The following is a 21,227-nucleotide window of genomic DNA, read 5'->3' as shown; positions in this document are numbered from 1 at the left end:
TCTAAGTTACTAACGTCTGGCTAATAAATTTTTCTTATGGCGATGCACGATTCTAGAAGTTACGGCAGTAAGGACTTTGCGATCGCCGCACCCCTACCTCGCTGGTGTGAGAACCGTTATAAGCCCGTGCTCCCGCTTCTATACCAACTATCGGAAAAAACTGGGCTTTCGTGCCACGAAGACAATTTGTTATGTTATACTAAGTCGTAGTCGTTATGAGTTTATATATTGTCATGACCAACCCAACAGTAGAAAACGTAGTCATTATTGGTTCTGGTCCTGCTGGCTACACCGCAGCTATCTATGCCGGACGCGCAAACCTCAAACCTGTTGTTTTTGAGGGCTTCCAAGCAGGGGGATTGCCTGGTGGTCAATTGATGACAACGACTGAAGTCGAAAACTTTCCTGGATTTCCTCAAGGCATTACCGGACCCGAGTTGATGGATCGGATGAAAGCTCAAGCGGAACGCTGGGGGGCTGAGTTATATACAGAAGATGTTATTGAAGTTGATTTAAGCCACCGTCCTTTTACAGTCCGCTCTGAAGAAAGAGAATTTAAAACCCACAGTATTATCATTGCTACTGGCGCAACTGCAAAACGGCTGGGGCTACCCTGTGAAGCCCAGTTTTGGAGCCGGGGGATTTCTGCTTGTGCCATCTGCGACGGTGCTACACCTATTTTCCACGGGGCTGAATTAGCTGTGGTGGGTGGGGGTGACTCCGCTGCGGAAGAAGCTATTTACTTAACTAAATACGGCTCTAAAGTGAATTTGCTGGTACGTTCTGACAAGATGCGGGCTTCTAAAGCTAATTATGACCAAGGAGATAAGTTTCTCTTCTATCGGTCAATTCCTGAATTTAAAGAATATATTTTAATAGACCAATACCGATATCATGTGATGCAGTACGTGAAAACTGCTGAGGGGAAATGGCTGTTAACTGAATATGAATTAGAAAACTCTATCTTAAAAAGCGAGTCGATTGAATTTGAAATTGCGTTGAGCGATATTTACGACCAAGTAAATTTTGCAGACAATAATGAAGATGAATGATTGGAGTTTTTGGCTCCAAATTCATCTCAGTGTTGCGATTCGTATAAGGTTGGATAAGTAAGTCGGCGTGAATAAACAGAAATACATTACAAAATGTAAATGTATCTGAAACCCTTACTAATGACTAAGGACAAATCACTAAGGACGACCCTTACCAGTAACGTTTTTTCTTACCGACCTACTTACAGCATCGCGATTCTTTGAAAACTCCGATCGCTTGGGTCAAGAAAGTTGAGCCTCTCGCCGAGTCTTGAGATATTCAAACACGGACTTATCGCCGATATCTGGAGGAATGGCTTGCACAACCTTCCGCACGGCAAAGACCACGAATAAAGTTGCCCAAATACCTAATAAAACTTTTTCCCCCTGAATTGGTAACACCCCAAATAAATGTCCTAGCAGGAGCAATGGCACTATTGGTGTTAGTATTTTAGTCTCAAAACGATTAAAGCAAAAAGCTTCTTTAAAATAAATTCCTGTCAACGCTGCAAAGGTAAAGCCAACACCCAGTAAAGTCAATGGTTGAACGTAAACAGTCACTGCTAAAGGATCGAGACTGTAGAGTGTTACTACGATCGCGGCGACGCTACCAATGACCCAAAAAAGTTGCAAAAGTCGGTGTAGCGCCGCCATATATATATGTATTGTGAGCAAGCTAACACCTAAAGCAAGGCTAAAACAGGCATATAAAGGTGTTAGTGCTTTGAAACTTTCCAAATTATTGTTAAGCAAAACCAAAGCGCTGCCTAAAGCAAAGCTGAGTGCGGCTACCATCAGCCCAGCACGGTAGATAATGACACCAGTGCGATCGCTCTGAGTAATTGTAAATTCCCCAAACTGACCTTGATAAACTTCTGGCGTAGATAACGTTTGCTGAGTCATAGAAAAACGGTGAGTAATGATGAGTGAGGAGTCAGCATGATTAAGGTTCATACTTCCTATGTTAAGAGCAAAGCCACTACTCAGGCTTACTGTCGGTTCGCTGACTCAACAAAAACTTTTACCGCATCGCCTAAGTGCATCTGCAACTGTGACTGGGCATTTCCCTGGTTGATGGAAATTTCTACCCAGCCGTGGCTACCAACTAACGCGATGGCATCCCCAACCTTTACATCACTGTAAGTTTCGCATTGGGGAATGGTCAACCCAGCTAATGTGACATACCAATTTTTGCCCTTCACGTCACTCTCTGGAATGTTGGTTACCAAGTTACCGAAGCGGTCTATGTATTGAATGCAACCTGCGATCTGAGTTTCTGTTACGGTGCATCTGGCAATGTCCAATTGCGTTAAAGTATTTGGGTCAATTGGATTTCCTAGCTCTTGAATGGGGACACCAAGAGTAAGATAAGCTGCTATTGGTGCAAAGATATCCCTACCGTGGAAAGTACTGCTAGGTTGAGGGGTTCTCCAGTACTTGGAGTGTGTTAGTTCTACTGCTGCAATAACTGGGCTTTGACTGAGGACTCCGCTAAATATACCGTTATCCGGTCCTACCAAATAACCTTGGGCAAATTCTACTGCGATCGCCCGTCTTGTGCTGCCCACACCCGGATCTACCACGGCTAGATGCACTGTCCCGTTTGGAAAATAGGTGTAAGCATCCATGAGGCAGAATCGAGCCGCCGCAATATTTTGTGGTGGAATCTCATGTGTCAAGTCTACTATCGTAAGTTTTGGGTTGATTTGGGCAATGACTCCTTTCATTACGCCAACATAAACATCACGAGTTCCAAAATCGGTTAGCAAAGTGAGCATGAGGATGTAAAGTTTCCGACGACTGGATATTGCCCCTCAATAACATATATTAAGTTTGTTTTTTCTGTAGCAAAAGTTACGTTTTTCTGTTATGTTAGGAAAGTCAGACATTTGATGGAGAAATTCAAGAGGCAAATTGTTAAAATGACCAGGAATAGATTGGAAGCTGTCAAACAAGCACGAGAAGCACACAAATTAAATATTCAAAGAACTTTAGAGCATCGCTTAAAAATAGCTAGAGAAAAAGGCGATGAAAATCTAATTCGCCAGTTAGAAGCTGAAATGAAATATTTCAGTTAATTAAAAATTTTTATTGTTCTAGTTCATAGTTTTGTTGTGTGTTGCCCGCTTTGGCGGGTTTTCGTGTTTTTACAACATTTTTTAGATACATTAAGCACAACAGTAGTAAGTGTACAATGCCTTGCACCCTTACTACTGTTGTCAATATTTTATTTGAACTGACGCTCTACCCTCTGTCTTCTGCTTTTTAGCTAGACTTGAGACTAAGTGAGTATAAAAGCAGATTGACTTTCAAATATCTCAAATAGGCTATCTAGTTGGGTCAGTTCAAAAATTATTTTGATCGCGGGTGGAACAGAGCAAAGACTTAAGCGCCGTCCCAAACGCTGAGCTAACTTTAAAGCAGAGACTAATGCCAGGACTCCAGCACTGTCCATAGATTCTACTTTCTCTAAATCTAGAAGCAAGACAGAACACTCATATTGTGTTAGTGCTGTTGTCAGTTGACGTTCAAATTCTAATGCATTTGCACTATTAAGAGAACCATCTGGTCTAATGACTGTTATGTTTGGATTGACAAGCACGCTTTGCATAATTTAGCCCTAATGAGTCAACTTATCAAAGTCTTTCAAAATCTGTTAGTAGGGGCGGTTTTTTCTGTCAACCTTTCATATTTGATGGCTGCGTCTTTAAACCCGACCATATCTGGTTAATGCTTTGCTTAGTTATAAGTAATAACGACTAACCACAAACTACTAACTATTAACAGCCTTTATGAAAACTGTGTAACTTGTAGGCGCAATAGTTTAGTAAGCACCTGTTTTGTCCAGAACAACCTTTACCGTTTTTAGCAAAATCTTCAGATCCAACAAGAGAGACCAGTTCTCAATGTAGGAAATATCCAATTTTACTGCATCTTCAAAGTTATCGATGTTGGAACGACCGGAAACTTGCCACAATCCTGTGATTCCAGGTAAGACTTCTTGTCTGAGAAAATGTTTGGGTTGGAATTTTTCTACATCTCTAATAGGTAGAGGACGTGGACCTACCAAACTCATTTCTCCTAACACAACGTTGAACAATTGTGGTAACTCATCCAAACTGTAACGGCGTAAAAACTTGCCAATTCGGGTAATACGAGGGTCATTTTTAACTTTAAAGAGAACCCCATCTTTAACTTCGTTCTTTGCTTCTAGGGCAGCTTGTAACTTTTCCGCGTTGACAACCATTGTACGGAATTTCCATATCTTGAATTTCTGTCCGTGCAGACCAATTCTGTCCTGTTTGAAGAAGATTGGTCCTGGAGAATCAAGCTGAATGAGTATGGCAATGGTCAGGTACAGAGGTGAAAACAGGAGTATTAAAATAACTGAGCAGCAAAGGTCGAAACATCTTTTTACCCAGAAATCACTACCAGTGATAAGTGGTGCGGGAATGGTCACAAAGGGAACTTCGCCAATCATCCAAAAGTAAGATTTGGCAGGGAGAACTCCAGCCTCTGCTGGAATAATTCGGAGAGTGATACCAGCAGTGTAGAAATGCCAGCAGACGTACAGACGTTTTTTAATTGAATCCCAAGAGACAAAGGCTTCTTCAACACCTAAACTGCGAAGATATTCAAATGTTGCATCACGGTTGCTTCTGTCCAAGCAACTTGGGTCAGCAACTCCAACTAAGTTGTAACAATCTTCTTTCTGTACAAGACGAATATTCTTCTCTTTTTCCTCTGTATCGGTAATTAGAAAGACTCTATGACGGACAACTCCTCTTCTACGTAGGTGATTGGTGGTAACATCAGCAACTAAACGACCAGCACAAAGAAATGTTACTGAAAATACCCAAAATAGTAAGAAAGTTGACCGGGAAACATAGGAATTTGGTTCGTAAAGAAAGGCAATGAGTAGGAGAAATACTTCTGCTAGAGAAATTGCCTTGATCAGACGGGCATAATTCCGGCGTTTATATCCGGATTGGTATAGCCCTTGGGCAGCAATGATACCTATTTCAACAATGAGAGTCAGTATTACGAAAGAAGGTTTCTCTGTCCAAGGAGAGTTCAATGGAGTGCCATAAAATACTGCCAACTGCCAAGCCACAGCTAGCAATACAGCATCTAGCATTACAAGCGTTAAGACTCGCAGAAATTTACTTGCAAACCCTCTTTGTATGCTTGCGCGTTTAGCTGACCTCAAATCTGGTTTAAATCCGACAACTGACAATTTATAAGTCATTGTGACTGCACCTGTTACATCTCTAATGTTTTTTGTACTTTTTGTTTGGTAGATAAAAGTTCGTCGAAATTAGTTCAAAATGGTTTTGTTCATGGTTAGTGGTTAGTGGTTATGGTTATTGGTTGATTATTTAACTACTAACTACTACCTATTAACTACTAACTGCCTTAATTTGAATAATCAGGCGAACTCGACTTCAATGGGGTATTAAGCGGTTTTAATATGCAAAACTGTATTTATCTCTTTGGAGCTTGGTCAAAGGCTCTTGCCATTGCGTTCCAAGCTAACTTGCGTTTTAGGTTGGAATCAAGTGGTAAGGGACGCACTGGTTGCCCATCGGAACGGGGATTGAAGGATGACAGCCAGGTGTATCGATCGCTCAATCCCCATGTCAGTACCGCAATGACTGCTTTTTCATCTAGCACCACTGAAAGATAGTCTTCATATTTACTAGCGACCATGCGATCGCGAACTGTAGGATCTGCTGGCAACTGTTTGTCTATCACATCTAGTTCAGTTACGAGAATTTTCAAACCCAGACTTGCTACATCAGAGAGAAAAGCTCGCAGTTTTTTAGGGTTGAAGGCACTTTCATGAGCCATGAGGTGAGATTGGATACCCAAGCCGTGAATCGGCACACCTCTTTTCTTCAAACGTTCTAGAAGTTTTAAAGTTGCTATTCTTTTAGCTGCATGCTTGGGGATATCATACTCTAATCCAGCATCGTTATACACTAACATTGCTTTGGGGTCAGCCTCAGCCGCCACCTGAAAGGCAAGTTCAATATAATCTGAACCTAAAAAGTCTAACCACGGAGAGTTCTGCAAACCATCAGATCTACCTACTTCTGGTTCAATCGCTTCATTAACCACATCCCACGAATGCATTCGACCTGCATAGTGCTTGCAAACAGCTGTGATATGCTCTATTAAAATTTTTTCAGCATTTTGGCGGTTAACGAACTCTTTGAACCATCCCGGCAAAGCATGGTTCCATACTAGTGTATGTCCACGAAATAGCATACCATGAGTTCGAGCAAATTCAGCTAACCAATCTGCTCTGGCAAAGTTAAATTTATCAGGAGCCGGACGTAGTTCATGCCATTTGAGAGCGTTTTCCGGCACTATCATCCCACAATCGCGAACAAAACTAGCCTGAAAACCCGTGTTGGATTGAAAAAATTCTGGCTCAACAGCTGCTCCATAAATAATTCCTTTAGCCGCTGCACGCTGCTTGAGGGCAGCTTGTCCAACCACTTTAAAGTCTCTTTTTGGATTGTAAAGAGCTTGAACTTGATAGTTCATGTGAGCGGTTCCTGCTTTCACAGCAATTGCCCCTGCCAGCCCTGACAATCCAAGGAGTACAAAATGACGCCTGCTTAGTGGAAATTTTGGAATCATGTAAAGCGCGAAGATAAACGTTTAATGTTTTTTACTGTAAACCCCGCTGGCTCCCATCCTTTAAAACTCGTTCAAACAAGGTAAATCAGTAGGGGTTGTTATGCTGAAGTGAGATTCCCCTTGAGTAAGTCTATAAATTTCTGGCGCATGAGCCGGTAGAAAAATAATAAATTCCCTCCTAAATATCGTCTCCAAAGGCGACGTGGTTCGGTGATTAGCCTTGTCAACCACTCAAATCCAGAATCCGTTAGCCATTGTGGACCGCGATAAACAGTATTTGTATAAAAATCAAGGCAAGCACCAAGAGGTAAGAAAACTTTGGCATCCACTCGCTCGAAGTTATCTACAATCCAACGTTCCTGTAATGGCATTCCAAAACCTATGTACAGGATTCCTGGCTTAAACTCGTTAATCTTCTGAATCACGGCATCGTTTTCAGAACCAAACTTATTAAAATAGCCATGATGTCCTTGTACTTTTAAGTTTGGTGCAAGGGCAGTTAACTTAGCGATCGCCTTATCCACTACACCCGGTTTACTAGCCAGCAGAAATAAGGAAACATTATTTCTTTCACAAGCTAAAGCCAAACTTTCTATATAGTCGGGACAAGTCATGCGATGTTTGGCTTCCACAGAATAGCCAAAAAGTTTTGATGCTAGAAGCACACCAAACCCATCGCAGAAAACCAAATCAGCATTGTTCAAGAAGTGGCGGTACCAGGGAAGGTCATAAGCAAAATTTATTGCCCGGATATTAACATTACCTACAATTTTTTTCTGTTGAGTTTTCGCGGCTTCTACAACATATGAAATCAATTCACAAGCCGTAAGCTTGTGAAACCGGGTTTTTAGTATTGTTACTTCTTCAAATTCTGGGGTAGTTACACTCATGGTTGACCTCTCTAGGCGAATCAGAAACGTTGAATTTTAAATTTGTACCTAAAAGCGGCTTCTCACAATCCTGAATCAAGGGTTTCACAATCTAAAATCGCGCTACTTGTAATGGTGGAGAATACTCCAAGGGCAGTGGCTTTTAAATCTAAATCCCAACTGTATAACCGTATTTGTTCAATAGACAGCTGGGATTCAGCCAAGTATATCCCGATCGTCTGAATGGAGTTTTTCTCGCAGTTCTCCCACCTGTAAATTCCCTAGAGGCAATTGTTGGCTGTTTCTAGTAAATACTAGGTTCGATCGAACAATGGCATCCTCAAATCGATTTTTGGATTGAGCAATGCCTTCATCTAACTTGGCAATCCTCTCAACTTGCCAAGACAGTTCCACTGGAGGGAATTAGATTGAAAGAGCATTAGAGTCCGCCTCCATGCTTCAACCTGACACAACTATCAGTTATGATGCATTTTTGACATTAGAGCCAGTATGCGACCCCGACGAGCGCCATTGTGTCAAGGTTTTTATCTAAAACAGTTACTTAGTAATAACCTCGATTTGATAATCACGAAAATCTTTTCTCTTAAGTCACTAGAAAATCAGTATATATCGATACCGTTGTTTGTGAATTTTTGTTTTTCATCATTTAATACACCAATGAATGAAATACTGTATTAATTTGTCTTCGATATGTGAGCATAACCTAATTGTAATCTCATTGCAATTAAATTTTGCATCAAGCTTTTTAATTACAACTTCACAATATCTTTGAAAAATTGAGTATGAATAAATGCTATTTTAATTGTTTTTTTGTTTGTATAGACTGTTCCTAATTCCAATTATATACCCATAGTAATAAAAGTGATAAAAGTAATAAAAGTAATATTTATAGAATAGCTTTAACTAAGTTTGAGCCAATAACCAGGGCTATTGTTTTCTTCTTGTTTATGGTAAAAATAAATTGTCAGTCTTGTCACTATAGGGTGAAATAATTATTCAAATCTAAACATGACACCCTGGGAAAATAATGAAAAATCAAATTTAGATAAAAATAGGAATTGTGTTTTCTCGTAGAAGTTTGTTAAAATAACCCTTATACCGATTAGCTTCTCGTACTGTTATCTATTTATGTCGGCTAATTTGAATATCTATGCAAGGGTGGTAGTTCTTGCAACTGCCCATACAAACAAAACAAAGTTGGGCTGTGTTTAGCATGGTCATTTCAAGATATGCTAGCAAAACAATATTTCCTATTAATATTACCTCAGCTATATTACTTATCTCACTAATGCCACTTATCTTATATATCACACTTAACTCACCTAAAATGTGTTGTGTATTTCACCTGATGCTATAACTGTAGCGTGCTTCCTGGTTTCATCAGTTATACAGAGATGCACATCAGGATTTTAGTTGACAGTCCCCTCGGGGAGTTGACAGTTTTTTAGAAGATTGATAACATTTGCTATGCGTAGCCTTGTTATGTTCTGGCAAACAAACAAGCACTTAAAAGTCAATGTTTTTTCTACAAAAGAAGTATTACTTCCTTTTTTTATCTCACCTGAAAGCCTACTTTGATTTTTCGTGGTGAGCCAGTCACTCGAGCGGGTCTGCACAGCCAAAAAGTAAAATACCCCTTGAGGAAAAACCCAAGGGGAAAATTAACAGAGGTAGCTAGGATTTAGCTTAATGGTTTTGGGCTCCGCTCTTGGTGAAGCCCAACGTCATATGGCTTGTCAAGTAACCAGGGATTCGTGTAAAGCTGAAAACGCTGTTGGAGAATAAGATACAAGAATGGAACAGCATCAAACAAATATCTCTTCCAGAGTCGTCTAGGTTCGCATGAGAGCCTGTAAAGCCACTCCAAGCCTACCTTGCTCATCCATTTAGGTGCTCTCTCTACAACTCCCGCCTCAAAATTGATAGTTGCACCAATAGCAAAAAATGTTTTGATATTCTTGAGTTGATTTCTGTATTTAACAATCCACATTTCCTGCTTAGGAGCACCCACACCTACAGCTAAAACTGTAGCTCCTGATGAGTTAATCATCGAAACAATCTTTTGACACTCTTCTTCATTTTTCTCAAAACCAAAGCTGGGTGAATAAGTTGCAACGACCATATTTCGACCAACTTTTGAATTGATTTTTTGCTGAGCTTTGTGTGCTACATTTCCAAATCCACCTAGTAAGAATATCTTGATTTTTTCATCATTTTTGTAATAATGATAAAAAGCGGGAAACAAATCGGAACCAGGTATTTTTTCCTTGATAGAATTTCCCAAGAATTTAGAGGCATACATCAATATCTGGCTATCACAAACTCTATAGTCTGCCTCTTGATAAATACGATAGAACTCCCGATCGCTCTGTAACTTTATCAGGTGATCTACGTTAGGAGTAAACACAACACCACCGAATCGAAGTTTTTCTAATAACTCCACTAATGTGATGTTATGTATGCTTACATTAAGCAAGTAAACTTGTTTCTGAACCACTGGGAAGATTGAAAAATAAAGGATTATTTTGCTTAAAGGAAGAAACTGAACTTAGGGAACAACACAGTTGAGTAAAAGATAATTGAGAACATAAGAACCCGGTTACTAGCCAGGGGAGTTCTGAATTATATTGGGTTGTAAGGTGGAAATTTTACTTTGTAAATCGTCGGAATTAGCGTTTTTTTAACTAAGTATGTCAGTGAAATTAAAAGCATTTCTGTTAAGGAATGAAAAAAGACTATAACTCTTAAAAATGACCTTAACTTGTTAACTTTATTTGCACCGACCTACTTACTTATTTATTGACTGCCGTAATAAATCCCCCTACCATTAGTACCAATAAAAACTAGACCGAACTCCTGTCTGCTCGCTTCCATAGTATTTGGATTATTGCCAATAGGTTTAGTGCGATCGCCTATTTTCTTCCATGTTTTTCCCCTATCTAAAGAACGGAAGATACCCCCGCCCATGTTATCGATTTCCCCGTATAAATAGAGTGCAGGAACACGACTTCCAGGCTGAGGTTTACCCAGAGCAAATAGATATGCTCGTTTTACCCCTTGAATACGGGAAAAAGTTTGACCGGCATTAGTTGAGTGGTACAGTCCTTGATTGTCCATACTGAGCCACAATTCACCTTTCACGCCAGGAACTGATTTCAAAGAGTGCCAATCCGCGTGGGGAATGGATGCAGAGATGATCTCAAAAGATGCGCCTCCATCAGTGCTACGGTAAAGCTTGCCATTGGCATAGTAATAAAACGTATTGCCATCTACTTTGTCTGCTACAAGAGGTTGCAACCAATTCCAAGGTCCTGTGAAACCGTTAGGCAATCCAGAAACCTGTTCCCAAGAATTGCCACCATCAGTTGTCCGCAAGGGTTGACCTTCACTGACTGTGACGATCGTGAGATTTGGGTTAGTTGCAGACATAGCTACCCGTGTCGGTATAGTGTCTTTTGGAAAAGAGCCAAACTGCTTCCATGTCAAACCTCCATCAAGGGAAGTGGCTCCCGAGTAAGTATTGTTGTATCTATTTCCACCAACTCGTACCATTGCTTTTGGATTTGTTTCAGAATAGGCGATGCTGTAAGTATCCTGAAATGCCGGACCTTTGCCACCAAAATTTCTGGATGGGTAAGCATCTAGTCCTTGGTTGTGATAGAAACCGTCTACATCTGCTACCCCACTCAGTAACAAAGGACCGGAGGGAGGTGATACCAAAGTGAAAGTGACAACTTCTTCATGTCCTTGCTGATAATTTGTCCAGGTAACTGGTTTGGCATTGATATTGTCTGTCCGCCAAATACCGTACCAATCAGTCAACCAAGCTCTACCAGCAACTTTGGCGTCAAATTCAATTGCAGCCACTGAACCGTGAGACACCATATCATCATTCCACCAAGGAACTGTATTGTTGGCTTGACGTTTCTGTTCTTTCCAGGTTATTCCTCCATCTAATGAATGATAAATTTGCGTGTTCTTGGGAACAAATGTGGCAACCAGGATTTCTTTGGCACTAGTAGGATTAATACTAATGGCATTGAAAGCTAGTTTGCTATTGAAGGGTGTGATGTTAGTCCAAGCGCCGTTAGTATACTGACTCACACCAGAACTGTGGGTGACATACAAAACATCTTCTGAAGCGATCGCAATGCGATGGACTTTTGATGGGCTATTTGCTAACTTAGTCCATGTAATACCAGTATCAGTTGATTTATAGATTCCATCTTCATAGGCAACAGCATAAACTGTGCCAGATTCAAATTTGCTAAAGACGATAGCAGTAATACCAATACCCTGTTTTAACTTTCCAGGAAAAGATTGTACTTTTGCCCAAGTCTTACCACCATCCAAAGACTTCCAAAGCCCATCTAATCGCGAACCAAAAAAGAGCACTTGAGAATTAAATGGATTAACAACCAGTCTTTCTCCCGCCCATCGAATATCTTCATTTCCGCCCATTTTCAAGTCCAGATTCAGCTTCGTCCAAGTTTTACCCTTATCTGTAGATTTGAAGATAGTGCCTTTATACTGCCACCAGTCGCTAGTATACTTGCCCCCGGCAATATAGACTACATTTGGGTTATTAGGATCGAGTGCTAAAGCTTCTCCCCCATAATAATTGTTTTGAGCAAGTGAAAATTGTTCGGTCAGTGGTATCCAACTCTTGGATGCAGAATTCCAACGATAAAAACCACCAACGTCAGTTTTGATATACACCAAATCGCGTTCCTGCGGGTGTGTGTAAATACCAGTCACATAACCACCACCGCCCAAAGATACATTTGTAGTACCTAAAAGCGCGTCTTGTTTGTAAGCTTTGGAATCAGCTATACTGACTTTTGGAGATATGAGGTTGCCGACAACGGTGTGGGTTTTAAGTTGTTGAAGCGACACCGCAACCATTAAGGTTATGGCTGCGAGAATGCCTACTTGAGCTAATCTGCGATTTTGCCAAATTCGGAAACGCATTTTCAGAACAATAAGAAACTGTATAGTTAACTTCCATTGCTTTTATGAGCAACCACTCTCAAGATTGTGCTTCCATAGTTTGCTCTTGAAGAATGCGCTGTCTTTGTAGTGCTCCTGTTATTTTTCGAGCTAATTCCTCAATCCGTTTACACAAAGGTACAGGTAGAAGCCAAATCATATAAGCAGCTGCCCCAGTGATTAATGTACGTCGAGGTTCTTCTATCAAGATGCGCCAGTAGGTAAATATGGCTTGGTGCCACAATTGTAGAGATTCTGTACCTGCATGTAAAGTCACTGCTCGACGAGCTAAATACCTGAAATGGTAAGCCATAGCAGGCTTCTCCCACTGTACGACCTGTTCTGGAGCATAAGAACGAACTTTTTCAATCAACTTTTTCCAAGACTCCAACTTTTTATGAAGGTTAGCTGATAATCCGCTAGAATTTACCCGATAAAGCGTTAAAGCTTGAGCAATTCCCTCAATCTTCCAATTGGTTAGAATTGCTATTCGCAGCCAGCATTCAACATCTTCCGACTCACGGAAGTGTTCATCAAAATAAAACTCTTCTATTGAACCATAAAGATTATCTAGAAATTTAATTTCCTCAAAGACTTGTCGCCGAAATACAGCTGCTGAACCATTCCCAATCGGGGTACGGCATAGTAAATCTAATGGAGTGATATCCTTCAGCTTGGACATCTGATACATACCCCAAGGATTGCCTTTTTCGTCAATAAATGCAGAACGGCTAAAACTCACACCTATTTCCGGACAAGATTCTAAATGAGCGATATGTTTTTCTATTTTGTTTGATAACCACAAATCATCTGCATCTAAAAAAGCCAAATATTCACCACGAGCATGACGGATACCCGTGTTTCGCGCTCCAGCTAATCCTCGATTCTTCTGACGAATTATCTGAATTCTAGAATCTGTAAATTGTTGACATATTTCTACGCTTTTGTCTGGAGATTCATCATCGATAATTAATATTTCCAGGTTTTTGTAACTCTGCTCTAGCACGGATTGTATGGTAGATTTTATAAATTTTTCAGCCCCATACATTGGAATAATAACAGAAACTAATTTTGGAAAATCTATAACCATTTTAAGTCGCCAAAGAGAATTTGTTTACAAAACTTGAATTAAGTGATACTCGGGAGAATACTGTTCCTTAAATAAATCGGTTGCTGAAAACAAAAAACACTGTTGCGTCTCATCGACTAAGCTGATTTTGCAAAACTGGATACTTTCGGATAGCCTTTTTAATTTGAGAGACAAATACCTCTATGCGAGAATAAAGAACTTGTGGTATTAGCCAGAGTAAATAAGCAGCTATCAAGGTTAAGAGAGTGCGTCGAGGTTGCTCAACAAGAATACGCCAGTCTGTCTTAATAGCGCGATGTATCATCTGAATAGCTAATAAATTGTCTTTCCGACGTACTGCACTTCTAGCTAAATATCGTAGACTGTAAGCTCTGACAAGATTTTCTGATTTAGAGATTATTTGTGGAGCATAAGAACGGATTTTTTCAATCAATTTTTCTGTGTAATCCAATTGCTTTAACAGATTTGCAGAAAGCCCTCCTGAATTCACGCGATAAAGTGTTAATCTTTCGGGTATACCTTCTATAAGCCATTTCGTTTGGATAGCAATACGAATCCAGCATTCAATGTCTTCTGCTTGACGAAATTGCTCATCAAAATAGAAAATTTCAACAGTACCGTAAAGGTTATCTTCATATTGAATTTCTTCTAATACTTTGCGGCGAATCACTGCAGATGACCCATTTCCAACTACATTTTCGCGCAATAAATCGGATAATTCGATTCCTTTGAGCTTGGGATTTTGATAGGTACCTAAAGAATGACCTAGTTCATTAATGAAAGCTGAACAACTATAGCTAATTCCGACTTTAGGATTATTTTCTAAATGTTCAATGTGCTTTTCTATTTTTTGTGCCAACCATAAATCATCTCCATCTAAAAAAGCTATATAGTCTCCTGTAGCATGGCGAATTCCAGTGTTTCTAGCTCCTGCTAAACCGCGATTTTTCTGGCAAATAATTTTAATTCTAGAATCGGTAAACTGCTGGCAAATTCCTAAACTCCCATCTGGTGAATCATCGTTTACAACAATAATTTCTAAATTTTTGTATGTTTGAGACAAAACCGATTGAATAGTATCACCTATGTATTTTTCAACTCCATATACTGGAATAATGACAGAAACTGTTTTCATATCCATTAACTAATTCAACCGTCTAATTTTCAAGTATCCAAACATCAAGTAAATCTAAAATTTGTCTATCCCGTTGAATATCAAATTTTCTAGCAAAGTGAAAATCTCCTCCAATTAATCTTGAGTAATCTTCAGTATCAAGTATATTGGGATGACCCAAACGGCTATGACTCCAATTAACATAGCGCTTACTATTGTTACAAATATTAAATAATTGACTATTTAGTAAAATAGTTTGCAAAAAAGATTCTTCAGGAAGACAAGTCCGTTTGTAGTAATCTACTAAATCGGGATTTTTGCGACAAAAATCATAGATATATTGAACGCACTTGTAGGAAATTGTGTGGTAATAACCTCCCGTATAACATTGAAATTTTTCATTAAACGGAGAGGGAAGATGAAGGACTCCTAAAGATAACCCGTAGGAAGAATTTATCCTGATAAAAGACTGAGAATTATTAATTATCGTTCTAGGAATCTTTATTACAGCCCTTTGCCAGCGTGACAATAATTTGTCCGATCGCCAGTATTTATAAAGATAGCGTTCCCTAGATTCCTGACTACTTAATGGATTCTTTACAGAAGACATATTATAGTATTCTAAAAAGCAATCATATTGAGTTTCAGCTAAAAATTTCTCTATCTTAGGTAGTGGTTGAGTAGGATAATCTTGACCGGAAATGTTAACAAGCCAATCAAATTCAAATTGCTTGTGAAAAAGCCAATCAATTGCATCCAAGTATCCTTTTAAAATAGAAAAATCTCCTCGGCTCCTGTCACAATCGACAATTTCTATATTTGAGAAGCTACGGAACTGTTCCACGTCTAATGGACTGCAATTAAAGTTATGGCTAAGTAATATATAAGACTGGGGACTCGATTTTTTGATAATTTGAACTAACCTAGTTATTTGTTCTGGATTAGTATGAGATTGAATAAAATACAAAACTTTCACAATAGCTCCTCTCTCTTCCTCAATATTGAATTTAAAGAAATGATTAAATAGGGCTTTCTTTGCGATGAGACTGCATTGAAGGCATTGATACTTGTACAAACTGCTTTTTAAAAGCACCAGCCACAGCCATAAACGGCAGAAAAGACAAAGTGCTAAGAACTTTTAAAGATAAACAGCACTTAAGTGCTTCTCGAATTTGATTTCTCGCAGTTGCTATATCACCTCTACTTAAGGCTCTACGAGCAATTAGCAATCCCCAAAGGGCAGACTTTTCACGAGCTTTCATTGAGAAATCTCGAATAAGTTCTTTGGGTAAATATGACTGAGAAATTTCAATTGATTTACGCAATTCAACAAGGTTTTGACCGGTCTTAAAAGAGGTGCGACTGTCTGCATTAGAATGTTCGCGATAATATGCTAGCGTTTGAGGCTCGTACCACACGGGGTAAAATGCTGCTATTCTTTTCCACATTTCCCAGTCGTTACAGTGGGGTAATTCTGGATAGAAGCCGCCCAACCTTTCATAAACACTACGTTTAACGACGATAGCTGGAGGTTGTAGCTGCTGTTCTACAGCAATACGTTCTAACCATTTAGAGATAATACCTGGAGCCTCTTTTTGAAGCCGGGATAAGTAGCGCTGGTTATTGTTTTCATCTACATGAGCATAACGACAAAACGCTGCTCCAATAGCTGTTTCTTGCTCGAAAGCTTTTTCCAGGTGGTTGTAAAATCCCGGCAAGACCAGATCGTCATCATGTAGAATGTGAACTAAATGACCGCGAGCTCGCCTGAGACAGGTATTTAGGTTACCAACTAAGCCTAAGTTGTAAGGTTGTTTAAAAAAAGAAACTCGATTTTTGCCTACTTTCTCAACAATTCTTTGTACCTCGTCAGAAATCGAACAATTATCAATAACCTCTATCTGCATTTCATCAGGACTATAGGCTTGTTGAAGAACGCTGTGCAGCGTTTGCTCTAGGTATTCTGTACGATTGTAAGTTGGAATCATAACAGACCACTTTGGTCTGTGAATACCCTGGAGAACTGGCTCGATTGTTGGTGTTGATTCTTTAAAAAAGACATGTGATTGCACGTTCAGGCTCCATGTTTTTCTCTCATGAAAATCTTTGCAATTGAGGTTTTAGATACACTATTAAAAAATCTCAATGGCAGATGCTTAGCCTGTTTTTGCGTATGAAAAAAGCTCTTGTATGAAACTCTTGTACCTATTTATCGAAGCAAGACAGAGGTCAAAGGGCAGAGGGAGAAAATGTGAGATTTTATACAAAATAAAGTCTTTTACACTCTGCCAGATGGAATACATCTATTTTAAGTGGTTTAATCCAAGCAATTCTCCTAGTATGTAAATTTTTAAACAAGCTTTATGAAATTTATATAATAGCTAGGTAATTAACTTTTAGTAAATACGCGTCTAGTTGCCCATAAAGTAAAAACAGGAATAGCCAATAGGTGAATAATCAGAACTGTCGAGGCTACCCATAATACTCCCCATTGAACCGTAAGTAGTAAACTAAGCCCAAACAACACTGTAAAAATTATGTTCCAATAAACAGTCGTCTGACCTTTGTCTACAGCAATCAGGAGTATAGATGCTGCTTCTGCAAATGGTCGTGGAATAGCTGAAAGGCAAACTAGAATTAATATTGGAACTGCTTCTACCCACTTTTGACCGAAAATAATTGGTACATAAAAGTTAGATAACGCTGACTGTAGAAGTACAAGTGGAATCACAATCGAAGCAATTGTTTTTAAACTTTGAAAATATTTTTTCTGCATTTCCTGAATGTTTTCTCTTGCCGTACATAAGTAGGGATATAAAGATGCAACAAAGGCATTGATCACATTTAAGCTAATGCCAATCCCTGCATTAAAAGCAAAATAATAAATTCCTAGTTCCTTGATTCCTAAAAAAGCTCCAACCAGTAAATAATCCAAATTAGCTCGAAGCTTGTTTAAAAGTTCAATAATCAAAATATTTTTTCCAAATAAAGCGATTTCTTGCCAGCGATCGAGAGTGAATGATTTTTTAGGACGCCAACTATTATTCTTTCTATTGATAAATACCCAAACGAAAGTTGATAATACAAAAGGTATCATAACTGCCCAAATTCCCATTCCTAACAGGGCTAAAACGACAGTCATAACATTACCAATCATTCCCTGTAAAGCATTACAGGTAGCAATAACATCTAATCTATTTTCACGTTGAACAAGTGCAGATTGAACCTCAAAAAGTGGTATTAGCAAATAGGATAAACCTATGACAGAAATGGGCAAAATAAGATTTTTATCATGATAAACTAATGAAAGAATAATAGCAACAACACATTGAATGACAAACAGTATGCTACAGAGAATCCAACTTAACCAATAACCTGTATTGCATAAAGCTTGCAGATCCTCCTCCTCAGCTTGAATTAATTTAGCTCCAATTCCAGATTTTTGGACAAAAACGGATGCAAAATCGTAAGTTGTCATGACCACTGCTAATAAACCGTAATCATAAGCAGTGAGTACTCGAGCTAATACGACTGTTGAGCCCAAACGAAAAACACGGTTTATCAGCTCGGCTCCACCAAGCCAACCCATGTTGCGAACAAATTTATTAGATAATTTTTGCTTGAGCTGATTAAATATTTTCTGGCTGTATTCAATAACATAATTAGGACTGGAGTTAGGAATCGCTTCTATAGGAGCCCGATCGCTACCGTGTAGGAACCTATCTTTCGATTCGGGAATTTTTGTGCCTTGTTTGAAGGCAATACCCAACATGACTAAACCAGGCCAATAAACATACGCAAGAGCATCTACGTTTTCACCAAACGTGAAAAAAAGAAGAACTAAAAAGATGCTTAAGCCTACTTTAGCTATTCGCTCATCTTGAGCTTTCACTAATAAAGTTATTAAGCTTATGGCAAAGGCAATGCTAATAGCAACTGTACCTATAAGTCCATTAATGTATAAAAGACCAAACCATGTGTGATGAGAACCTATTGGCATTTCTGCTGTGAGTTTTGGCCCTTTAGCTGGAGTAATGCCATGACCCCAAACAGGCGCATCATTCCACCATTGCTGCAATGCCAAACGTCCCAAGACTTCCCTAACTCTTGAAGACTGCGCTCTGGCACTGGTGAAGGCGTCTTTCAAGTCTTGAAATAATTCAATGAGATATTGACTGAATATGGTTGAAAATAAACTTGCTAACCCAGTGATAATCTGTATGTAAGGACGGGTAAAGTTGATGGCATACCAAGTTAAGACTGGGATGGTAGGAAGACTTATTATCGCCAGTCGAGAAACTGAAACAAAAATCATGGCGATCGCTCCAATCATACCTATATATCGCCATAATTTATTTGATTCTCGACTTGCAAGTACCAAGTACACATTTCCTACCAGTCCAAGAGCAGGTGCCCAAGGTGTAAACAGTGATAACCGTATTTGACCACCATTTTCCGGGTCTACTATATGTAAATATACGTCATAGTATAATTTTCCTCCACCAGATATGGACTTCAAGGGAGAGGTATAAAGAGGGCTGGGTAAATTGATTATACTTGCTGCATAACAGATAGGTATTAAAACCAGGCTTTGCAAACAAACAATGCAAATAGCTCTGTAAATAAGTTGGGGTCTAATTTTCAGACAGCCAATTAGAGGAAATAAAGCGACAAGCCCCCAACCTCTCGCCCAGTTAATTGAAGTAAAAATAGTTTGTTGAAGCCCTAAATTCCAATCTTGGTGATTGACAATTAAGGTAAATTCTACAACCAAGACAGCAATAATCCATATCCACACTGCAGGTGGAATAACAATTTTATCCTCTTGTGGTGTTTCCTTTGTTTGAAACCAAAGCTTTTTCACCAAATATAGTGTAAGAATCCAGGGAATAAAAGGTACAAACGTATACTGTAAGCCACAAAAATAGATGACGTATGTTCCTATTATTGAGTACCAAACGACTCTTTCAGGGAAATTTTCAGGTTTCATTGCTATTGGTTTCGATATTTTAACTGCGTTCTTTCACAGAATAATTAACAAAATTCTGTTGGGCTCGTCGTCCCATTGCTAGGATTCCACTACTTAAGAAAATAGAACTGACTAACGTACCCATCAAAACCATTTCCTTTGTAGGACCAGCAGGTTCTTCTGGCAAACTAGGTTTTGACATAATTTGAATTTGAGGATAAGAAGCGGAAATACTTGATTTAGCAAGATCTAATCGAGCAATAGTAGATGAAAAAACTGCTTCGGAAACTTGTACATCGCGCTTTAAATCTTCAATAACTGCTTGTCGTTGTGATAAGCCTTTTAGCCTCATTTCTAACTCGGTGATTTCTCGGTCTAATGCCTTGACTTGCGCTTGTAAACCCTGAGTTTCTACAGTAGCTGTCACCAGTTGTTCTGAAAAATTAGTCCGCTTAGATCCACTTGTATCGGTGTTACCAAAATTGAGCTTATCTATAGTCTCTATACTAAACGGACGATTTAAAAGTGATGAAGCTCTTTTCACAAGAGCTGCTTCAGCCGAATCAACCTCCGTTTGTTGAGTAACCACTATCGGATGATTTGGTAAAAATTTTGCCGTCAAAGTAATCAATTTACCTTTTGCATCGTTATAACTTTGTAAATATTTTTGAAAGAGTGTATCTGCTTGAAGGGTAAATGCATCTGATGCTTCTTGAGAAGATAAACCTAAATTAGTTGACAGCTCTATTAAACGAGCTTTAGACAGTTGCTCTTGAGCGACTAACTCAGCACGTTGTCTGCGTAGTGTTTCAATGTTGACTGCTAAATTGCTGAGTTGTTCATCTGAACTCATACCGGACTTAGCTTTATAATTGGAAAGACGTTCTTGAGATTTTTTGAGTTTTCTTCTTAAATCCTCAATACCGCTTTGTAAACGTGTATTTTGTTGATAAACCTCTTCTCTCCTGAGCTGATTGAGCTTGTTTTCTAATGCTTGATATAACGCCTGAGACTTTTTTTGAGCTTCTTCTGGAGAAGACCCTTTTAGTGAAAACTGCATCAGGGTTGTGTTATCGACAATCTTAATTTTAGGCTTACCAAATTCTGGCAACGGCATATTTGCAGCCATAGCTGCTGCCTTTAATACCTGTTCGCTACTAGCAATAGCTTTATAATTTTCTCTGGGGTCATAGGTAGTTGCGGAATAGGCAGAGCTGTCTTGGGAAGTCGCTTGACCAATATTGGGCAGGTTAATGTTAGCATTCGTGGCTTGTCCGGGAATATTAATAGACCACTCACTCACGTATGATGTTTTTGCTTTCACCACATAAAATAAAGCTGCCGCCCAAACCACTGCGTTAGCAAAAATGATGGTTAAGAAGTAGTTCGCCCAAATTCTTTTTAACAATGCAGACCTTCTATGAGCATCCGAAGCACTTGGATACTCAGAACGCGCTATCTTGTCACTATTCTTAAACCAGATAAATGGATTCAT

General features: G+C 39.2%; 16 protein-coding genes and 1 pseudogene. 2 read left to right on the top strand and 15 right to left on the bottom strand.

Annotated elements, in window-relative coordinates; all coding sequences use genetic code 11:
• Window positions 1-233: 233 nt before the first annotated feature.
• Window positions 234-821: pseudogene (locus tag ACYRY3_RS31310) on the top strand (FAD-dependent oxidoreductase); the annotation flags it as partial.
• Window positions 822-1,274: 453 nt separating this feature from the next.
• On the opposite strand, the gene ACYRY3_RS31305 reads toward ACYRY3_RS31310, so the two are convergent.
• Both ACYRY3_RS31305 and ACYRY3_RS31300 read right to left on the bottom strand, forming a co-directional pair.
• Entirely contained in the window at window positions 1,275-1,934 is a 660-nt protein-coding gene (locus tag ACYRY3_RS31305; RefSeq protein WP_460205618.1) for a DUF2301 domain-containing membrane protein, read from the bottom strand.
• An 86-nt stretch (window positions 1,935-2,020) separates the two neighbouring features.
• A complete protein-coding gene (locus ACYRY3_RS31300; protein ID WP_460205562.1) occupies window positions 2,021-2,809 on the bottom strand; it encodes an SAM hydrolase/SAM-dependent halogenase family protein in 789 nt (262 codons plus the stop codon).
• A 144-nt stretch (window positions 2,810-2,953) separates the two neighbouring features.
• Here ACYRY3_RS31300 and pirA point away from each other — a divergent pair, with 144 nt between their 5' ends.
• Window positions 2,954-3,109 (top strand): arginine synthesis PII-interacting regulator PirA, encoded by a 156-nt coding sequence (gene pirA / locus ACYRY3_RS31295; RefSeq protein ID WP_460205561.1) that lies wholly within the window; start codon window positions 2,954-2,956, stop codon window positions 3,107-3,109.
• A gap of 203 nt (window positions 3,110-3,312) precedes the next feature.
• Here the strand turns inward: pirA and ACYRY3_RS31290 are convergent, their stop codons facing one another.
• The 13 genes from ACYRY3_RS31290 to ACYRY3_RS31230 all read right to left on the bottom strand — a co-directional run bounded on the left by ACYRY3_RS31290 (window position 3,313) and on the right by ACYRY3_RS31230 (window position 21,227).
• Window positions 3,313-3,642: an STAS domain-containing protein gene (locus ACYRY3_RS31290; protein ID WP_460205560.1), complete on the bottom strand. Its 330-nt coding sequence runs from the start codon at window positions 3,640-3,642 to the stop codon at window positions 3,313-3,315.
• Window positions 3,643-3,855: 213 nt separating this feature from the next.
• On the bottom strand, window positions 3,856-5,280 hold the full coding sequence (locus ACYRY3_RS31285) for a sugar transferase (protein WP_460205559.1): 1,425 nt from the start codon (window positions 5,278-5,280) through the stop codon (window positions 3,856-3,858).
• Window positions 5,281-5,516: 236 nt separating this feature from the next.
• Window positions 5,517-6,680, bottom strand: a complete 1,164-nt coding sequence (locus ACYRY3_RS31280; RefSeq protein ID WP_460205558.1) for an endo-1,4-beta-xylanase — start codon at window positions 6,678-6,680, stop codon at window positions 5,517-5,519.
• 98 nt (window positions 6,681-6,778) lie between these two features.
• On the bottom strand, window positions 6,779-7,570 hold the full coding sequence (locus tag ACYRY3_RS31275) for a WecB/TagA/CpsF family glycosyltransferase (RefSeq protein ID WP_460205557.1): 792 nt from the start codon (window positions 7,568-7,570) through the stop codon (window positions 6,779-6,781).
• A gap of 195 nt (window positions 7,571-7,765) precedes the next feature.
• Window positions 7,766-7,963 (bottom strand): hypothetical protein, encoded by a 198-nt coding sequence (locus ACYRY3_RS31270; RefSeq protein ID WP_460205556.1) that lies wholly within the window; start codon window positions 7,961-7,963, stop codon window positions 7,766-7,768.
• A gap of 1,288 nt (window positions 7,964-9,251) precedes the next feature.
• Window positions 9,252-10,076 (bottom strand): WecB/TagA/CpsF family glycosyltransferase, encoded by an 825-nt coding sequence (locus tag ACYRY3_RS31265; RefSeq protein WP_460205617.1) that lies wholly within the window; start codon window positions 10,074-10,076, stop codon window positions 9,252-9,254.
• Window positions 10,077-10,366: 290 nt separating this feature from the next.
• Window positions 10,367-12,541 (bottom strand): WD40/YVTN/BNR-like repeat-containing protein, encoded by a 2,175-nt coding sequence (locus ACYRY3_RS31260; protein WP_460205555.1) that lies wholly within the window; start codon window positions 12,539-12,541, stop codon window positions 10,367-10,369.
• A 58-nt stretch (window positions 12,542-12,599) separates the two neighbouring features.
• A complete protein-coding gene (locus tag ACYRY3_RS31255) occupies window positions 12,600-13,649 on the bottom strand; it encodes a glycosyltransferase family 2 protein (RefSeq protein ID WP_460205554.1) in 1,050 nt (349 codons plus the stop codon).
• A 109-nt stretch (window positions 13,650-13,758) separates the two neighbouring features.
• Window positions 13,759-14,784, bottom strand: coding sequence for a glycosyltransferase family 2 protein (locus ACYRY3_RS31250; protein WP_460205553.1), 1,026 nt, complete (start codon window positions 14,782-14,784; stop codon window positions 13,759-13,761).
• 22 nt (window positions 14,785-14,806) lie between these two features.
• The gene (locus tag ACYRY3_RS31245) at window positions 14,807-15,739 is read right to left on the bottom strand and encodes a beta-1,6-N-acetylglucosaminyltransferase (RefSeq protein ID WP_460205552.1); all 933 of its coding nucleotides are present in this window, start codon (window positions 15,737-15,739) and stop codon (window positions 14,807-14,809) included.
• Window positions 15,740-15,782: 43 nt separating this feature from the next.
• Window positions 15,783-16,835 carry a glycosyltransferase family 2 protein gene (locus ACYRY3_RS31240; RefSeq protein WP_460205551.1) on the bottom strand — a complete coding sequence of 351 codons (1,053 nt, stop codon included), beginning with the start codon at window positions 16,833-16,835 and terminating at the stop codon, window positions 15,783-15,785.
• Window positions 16,836-17,152: 317 nt separating this feature from the next.
• Entirely contained in the window at window positions 17,153-19,753 is a 2,601-nt protein-coding gene (locus ACYRY3_RS31235; RefSeq protein ID WP_460205550.1) for a lipopolysaccharide biosynthesis protein, read from the bottom strand.
• Window positions 19,754-19,772: 19 nt separating this feature from the next.
• A complete protein-coding gene (locus ACYRY3_RS31230; protein WP_460205549.1) occupies window positions 19,773-21,227 on the bottom strand; it encodes a GumC family protein in 1,455 nt (484 codons plus the stop codon).

This window comes from Scytonema sp. NUACC21 (genome assembly GCF_054684315.1).
This window is presented reverse-complemented; position numbering and strand designations above follow the sequence as displayed.